Source organism: Xanthomonas sp. D-99, from assembly GCF_017746145.1.
Taxonomy (GTDB): Bacteria; Pseudomonadota; Gammaproteobacteria; order Xanthomonadales; family Xanthomonadaceae; genus Xanthomonas; species Xanthomonas cissicola.
Genome location: NZ_JAGHWU010000018.1, coordinates 53,177 through 59,176, shown reverse-complemented (window position 1 = coordinate 59,176; position 6,000 = coordinate 53,177). Strand labels below are relative to the sequence as shown.

4 protein-coding genes and 3 pseudogenes are annotated in these 6,000 nt (G+C 61.3%); 5 read left to right on the top strand and 2 right to left on the bottom strand.

Going from position 1 to position 6,000, the window contains the following annotated elements; translation table 11 throughout:
• Positions 1–115 precede the first annotated feature (115 nt).
• The 3 genes and pseudogenes from J7360_RS08980 to J7360_RS08970 form a co-directional block, all read left to right on the top strand.
• Positions 116–1,175: pseudogene (locus J7360_RS08980) on the top strand (DNA-binding protein).
• Between the two features lie 132 nt (positions 1,176–1,307).
• Positions 1,308–2,396, top strand: coding sequence for a YopJ family type III secretion system effector XopJ (xopJ, locus tag J7360_RS08975; protein ID WP_280515178.1), 1,089 nt, complete (start codon positions 1,308–1,310; stop codon positions 2,394–2,396).
• Positions 2,397–2,432: 36 nt separating this feature from the next.
• Positions 2,433–2,645 (top strand): annotated as a pseudogene (locus J7360_RS08970) (Tn3 family transposase); the annotation flags it as partial.
• 329 nt (positions 2,646–2,974) lie between these two features.
• Here J7360_RS08970 and J7360_RS08965 read toward each other — a convergent pair.
• Positions 2,975–3,217, bottom strand: a pseudogene (locus tag J7360_RS08965) (hypothetical protein); the annotation flags it as partial.
• Between the two features lie 346 nt (positions 3,218–3,563).
• Here J7360_RS08965 and arsC point away from each other — a divergent pair.
• Together arsC and def are read left to right on the top strand one after the other, a co-directional pair.
• On the top strand, positions 3,564–3,986 hold the full coding sequence (gene arsC / locus J7360_RS08960) for an arsenate reductase (glutaredoxin) (protein ID WP_007963670.1): 423 nt from the start codon (positions 3,564–3,566) through the stop codon (positions 3,984–3,986).
• Positions 3,987–4,319: 333 nt separating this feature from the next.
• Complete coding sequence (gene def / locus J7360_RS08955) at positions 4,320–4,835, top strand: peptide deformylase (protein WP_007963672.1); 516 nt, start codon at positions 4,320–4,322, stop codon at positions 4,833–4,835.
• Between the two features lie 218 nt (positions 4,836–5,053).
• On the opposite strand, the gene J7360_RS08950 is transcribed toward def, so the two are convergent.
• Positions 5,054–5,998 (bottom strand): DegV family protein, encoded by a 945-nt coding sequence (locus tag J7360_RS08950; protein ID WP_209033698.1) that lies wholly within the window; start codon positions 5,996–5,998, stop codon positions 5,054–5,056.
• Positions 5,999–6,000 lie beyond the last annotated feature (2 nt).

Here is a 6,000-nt window from a genome sequence, read left to right as displayed (position 1 = left end):
GGATAATTCAATATTATCCCGCGTTAGCTCAGTGCGCACCGATGGTCGGTATAGTGCGTTCGGTAGTATGTAATTACATGGTATGTAATACGTTACGAAATACGTGGAGTGACGGATGGCAAGGTCCGGGTTGTACAAAAGCGAGGTGCAACGTGCCCGCGATCGCCTGCGCGCCACGGGCACGCATCCGTCCGTGGACGCGGTGCGGGTGGCGCTGGGCAACACGGGGTCCAAGACCACCATCCACCGTTATCTGAGGGAGTTGGAAGACGAGGAAGGACAGCATCCCGGCGCCAAGGTGGCCATCACCGAAGCGCTGCAGGAGATCTAGTCAGTCGCCTCGCCGAGCGTTTGCACGCCGAGGCTGACACGGTCGTGGCGCAAGCTCAGGCGCGCTTCCAGGCGCAGCTCCAGGAGCGTACCCAAGCGCTGGAGCAGGCCCGACACGAGGCTGACTCACTCAGCACGCAGCTGCAGCGCACAGAGATAGCACAGCAGGCCGAACGCGAGGCGAGCGACGCCGCCAGGAGCGAGGTGGCCAGCCGCACTACCGAACTGGCCCAACTGCAGGAGCGAATCGCGGGCCTCACGGCGCGATTGGTGGAGCACGAACGTCATGCCCAGTCGCTGGAGCACAAGCACGAACACGCCAGGGAAGCCCTGGAGCACTACCGCACCTCGGTCAAGGACCAGCGTGAGCAGGAACAACGCCGGCACGAGCATCAGGTACAGGAACTGCAGGTTGCCCTACGGCAGACCAACGAGGCGCTGACCGCCAAGAACCACGACCTGATGCAGCTCAACCGGGAGAACGGCCAGCGGCTGGAACGGCAGACCCGCCTGGAGCGGGAACTGGCGCAGGCACGCCAGCAGGCCGACGCCCAGCAACGCGAGCGCGACGCGCTGCGCCTGACGGCCGTCGAGCACCAAGCCCTGCAAGTGCGCTGGACCCAAGATGTCCAGGCGCTGGAAGGTGTGCGCGCCGAACTGGCTGCGGCGCGGACCGAGCTGGTCGAAGAGCGCCAGCGCCGGGAACACGCCGAGGCGGACACCTTGCGTGCCACGGTACGTCTGGGCACGCTGGAACAGTTACTGGAGCAACTGCGGCCACCGCGCACCCCCTTGGCGAACCCGAAAACGCCATCGCAGCCGGTGCAATGCCGGTAGGCAGATGATCAGCCGCTTGGCGAAGGCTCGGGATTCCCCCGCGTCAATACTTCGCCTTCCCACCCAGGGCTTCGGTGAGCCACCGCGAAAGCGAGCGATTCTCGCCAAACTCGCTTCTACAGTCACTGCAGGAGATTGACATGGGTCTATGCGCTTCAAAGCAGAGCTTGGCAGGCTCACCTGAGCATTATGCAGCCCACGCTACAGAGCACACCAGATTCACGCAGACTCAGAACGTCCCCGCCGTCCCGGCGTCTGGAGAAGATGCATACGGCACCTCGCCCTCTTCACCTCCCCTGCGAGCTGAATTTTTGAACCTCCCCCCGCGCGCCAGAAAAAAAGCTAAGGCGTTGTCTGAGGCGCTTGAGCGTCCGAACATCAATCCTGAGTTGGCGCACTATGCACAAAGGGTGCTGGACACTGTCACTCACAGCCAGCCGACTCGTGAGATAAGTAATCTCGATGCAAAAAACTTGGCGGTCCTAGTCAGGACATATAACGCCAAGTATCCCGGACTGAATTTGGGATATGCAAAATCGCCAGCGGAATTTAGGGCAACGCTGGCAGCTACCCATGAGCCTAGCTGGCGTTCAATCTCAATTCTGGACTCGAGGGGCTCGCACCGAATCGCTATCGACGTCAGGACACACGATGACGGTCGCAAGTCGTTGCTTGTCATGGAGACAGCGCAGGCGCTCAAGCGGGGCAAGAACAACGAGCCATTAATCTTGAATGGATACCCAGAATTTATTTCGGACCTAAAAGATGAGTTTGGCGATTCGGCTTCAATGGCGATAATCGATGTGGCTGCACAAAAGTCCAAGATAGGATGCCAGCAATTTTGCTTGGACTTCACCTTGCATGCCTTTCATAAGTCCAACTTCTTTGATAACCTACACCAGCGGCTGCATGACTACGGCCAGTGCTTCGCCGATGAAGATAGGGCGGAGCAAATCAATGGCATGGAATATATTCAGGGAATGGAAATTCTACCCGCCATCTTTTACAAGCATGCCGAGTCCCGCGCCTCAATCGATAGAGTACTGGAAAAGCAGCCAGACATCGCGGGAACGGATGTAAGTACCAACCGCTACGGTGCTGCCGAAACGCTTCACGAGCGAGTCCGCGCGTTCGGTATCAAGCGTGGCGCGCGACCTTACAGTATGTCTATAGAGGCTTCTCGCATCCGAAAGATTCGAGAAGCCATCGAAAATGATCCTGGCCCCTAGAGTGTGTCATCGATTGTCAGGATGAGGGTCGGCAGGTTCCGCCCCGATGAGGACATTCGTTACGAATACATCGATGCGCTGTTCCGGGACACTGCCGACTGGGATCTGATCGAGACCCACTGGAAGGGCCTGATGCAGGTCGTGCTCTCGATCAAGACCGGCAAGATCGCGGCCTCGACGCTGATGCGTAAGCTAGGCAACTACAGCCGCAAGAACCGGCTGTACCAGGCCTTCAACAGGGTTGGCAGGGATTCGTGCAAAAAAACAGCCAAATGTGGGATAACTTGCTGTTATTAAATAATTTTTTCGCAGATTCCTGCCGACTCTCAATCCCGGCAGCGTGTACTGCCGAATAGTCCTTGCGTGCTCTGCTGTGAAGCCGGCGGCATCCGTGTATTACCCACACTGCGACCGACCGGTCTCGCACAGTCGCCGCAAGACAGTTGCAGCGTGCCGAACCTCGAAAGGGACGAGGTAGTGGATGAGCGATGGAAGCGCCGTTTTATCTGGCAACTTCATGTTTTCACAAAAGAAATTGGATTCTGCGAGTCATTTTTACACGTATGTCGGCTGAACCCCGCTTCGGTCTGCGGAACCGCGGTGCGTGCGGCGCTGCTGCGTGCTGCGGAGGCGGCTGTAGCCGCCTGCTGATCCAGCGCCGCGCTCTCGGCGTCGGTCAGCGGGCGCAATTTGCCGGTGGTGGGGTCGATACCGACCTTGGAACTGCTGGTAGCTGCTTGCTGCGCTGCAGCGATCGCCGGCAGGCATGCGACACACAACACACCGGACAGCATCCATCCGGGCTTGCGAAAGCTCATCATCGTTGGGGTTTCCTTGGGTCCAACAGGGGAAAAAACGCCGTGCTGACACCGGCGCTCGGGAGAATCCTTCCGTTTCAGTCTGTTCATGACTGAATCATGAATCCGTGATTCGTGTCAATCTTTTGACACATTCGCCGTCGAATGCGAAGCGACAACCTGAAAAAGTCATCGGCAGGATTGCAGTCTGGGAATTCACTTCCGCCGGCCCGTCACCAAGGCGCCAGCGCACGCCGTGGCCCGGCGCTCGGCATCCCCGGACGCCACTCGTACACTGGCCGGTCTGGTCGTCGTCCGGACATCCGTTGCCGGCCCCGCCATCCACCAGCCAACCCAGCGCCAGGCCACCATGCACGCCGTCATCTACCACAATCCCGGTTGCGGAACCTCACGCAACACCCTTGCCCTGATGCGCCACATCGGCGTCGAACCGCAGATCGTCGACTACCTGCAGCATCCGCCCAGCCGCCAGACGCTGCAGTCGCTCATCGCCGCTGCCGGCATCACGGTCCGCGAGGCCATCCGCCAGAAAGGCACGCCCTATCTGGAACTGGGACTGGACGATCCCACCCTGGACGATGCGACACTGTTGAGCGCAATGCTCGCCCATCCGATCCTGATCAACCGCCCATTCGTCCAGACCGCGCGCGGCACGCGCCTGTGCCGTCCCTGCGAACGGGTGCTCGACCTGTTGCCGCCAGCCACGCATGGCTTCATCAAGGAAGACGGCGAACGCGTGCTGGACGAGGCCGGTCAACGCATTGGCCGCTGACATGTTTGAGCCGGTTCAACCGGCGCGAAGCTGGTGTGCTCCGTTACGTTGGCCGCAGCGCTGACGATAGACGCAGTACGCTTATGCACAGGGCGATGAACAAGCTTGTTACACGCCCGCTTGCGCATGCACGGCACCTGTTGAGCGCGGCAAGACAAGGTGACTGTACGCACCGTGCGCTGGCGCGAGCGGTGCCCGGAGCCGGGCATGCGCAAGCGCGGCAGCGACCGCTCGTACGCTGCCGCGCTTGCGTACCATTGCAGCGCCTGCACCTGTTCGCTACCGGTCGTCAGCCCCTCTAGAATCCACGCCACGATCGTCAGGAGCACCCGCATGATTCGCGAAATTATCCGCATGGGCGACAAGCGTCTGTTACGCGTGGCACCACCGGTCACCAACCTGGGAAGCGCCGAGTTGCACACGCTGGTGGCCGATATGTTCGAAACCATGGACGCTGCGCGTGGCGTCGGTCTGGCAGCACCGCAGATCGCGGTGGATCTGCAATTGATGGTGTTCGGTTTCGACGCCAGCGAGCGCTATCCCGAAGCGCCCGCAGTGCCGCGCACGGCCCTGGCCAACGCGCAGATCGAACCGCTGTCGGAAGAAATGGAAAACGGCTGGGAAGGCTGTCTGTCGATTCCCGGCCTGCGCGCAGTGATTCCGCGCTATCGCTTCATTCGCTACCGCGGCTTCGCACCCGACGGCAGCCCGATCGAGCGCGACGCCGAAGGCTTCCACGCACGCGTGGTGCAACACGAATACGATCATCTGGTCGGTCGCCTGTATCCCTCGCGCATCGAGAATTTCGACACGTTCGGTTTCGAAGACGTGCTGTCCTACGATCTCTAGCAGGTCGTTCGCTGTGTAAATTGCGGCGTGGCTGCGGCCATGGGACGGCAGCCATCTGTGCTGGATTTCGCCTCATTCAAGGTGGCCATCAGCAAGCTGCCTGGCGCGGTGCCCTCGTCGCTAGCGTCAGCGTTGGCGGCATGAACGCAGCAATCGACTCGCGGTGGATTGACGGCGTGTCTGGCGAGCGGCGAGGGTAGCGCACCCTCGGCCACGTCTCAGGCCGAAAACGCGTGTGGCTCGGCGGCAAATCCGACCGCCAAGGCGCCCTTGCCGACGTTGACCATGCCGGTCAGGCTCATCACGCTTTCCAGGAGTTCCACGCCGTGGGTCTGGCAGGCGCCCTGCAGTGCGGCGTAGCCGGGCAGGGCATGCAGCTCGGCCAGCTCGCCGCCGTAGCCCACGCACACCGTGGGCGTCATCAGGCCGTCGCGAATCTTGGGCACGGTGAAGCCGAACAGCTTTTCGGCCGAAGGTTCGAAACCCTTGAGCTTGGCCACCGGCTCGGTGACGCCGCGGTAGGCGCGCAGCACCGGTTTGATGTCCAGCGCGCTGCCGAGCGCGGCGCCGATCAGGCCGACGCTGCGATCGCCCTTGGTGCGCGCGCGGGCGCGCAGGTAATAGAGATCGCGTGGAATCATGTAGCCATAGGTGTGCTCGGCCAGCTGTTCCAGACGAGTACGGATGGCCGCCACGCTCTGGCCCTGGTCGCGCAGGCGGGCCGCTTCCACGGCGGTGATGCCCTGGCCGGCGAACAGGTTGAGCGTGTCGATCACCCGTAGCGCGAACGGCGAGGTGTGGCCTGCGGCCTGCCGGATCGGCTTGTAGTCGTTGAGGATCGCGAAACTGGCCTGCATCGCGTTGTCGAAGATCTGGCTGCGGAGTTTGGAAATGGTCAGGCAGAACACATGGTCGTAGTCGATGACCAGTCGTTGCAGGAACAGATCGCGGATCTGGCTGACCGAGAACGGCGTGGTTTCCGCTTCGTGCCCGCGCTCGGCCACGTGCGCCTGCAGAAAGCTCAGCGTGGCTTCCTCGTCGCGGTGATCGGCCAGCACCGCCTCGCCGATGCGCACGCTGATCGGCAATACAACGATGTTGTGACGTTGGATGAAGTCCTGCGGCAGATCGCACGCGCTGTCCACCACGATTCCGATACGCATCG

Excerpts from the sequence above, each read along its gene's own strand:
- arsC (WP_007963670.1), top strand. The coding sequence starts at position 3,564 with ATGCACGCCGTCATCTACCACAATCCCGGTTGCGGAACCTCACGCAAC.
- xopJ (WP_280515178.1), top strand. The coding sequence starts at position 1,308 with ATGGGTCTATGCGCTTCAAAGCAGAGCTTGGCAGGCTCACCTGAGCAT.
- J7360_RS08950 (WP_209033698.1), bottom strand. The coding sequence starts at position 5,998 with ATGCGTATCGGAATCGTGGTGGACAGCGCGTGCGATCTGCCGCAGGAC.
- def (WP_007963672.1), top strand. The coding sequence starts at position 4,320 with ATGATTCGCGAAATTATCCGCATGGGCGACAAGCGTCTGTTACGCGTG.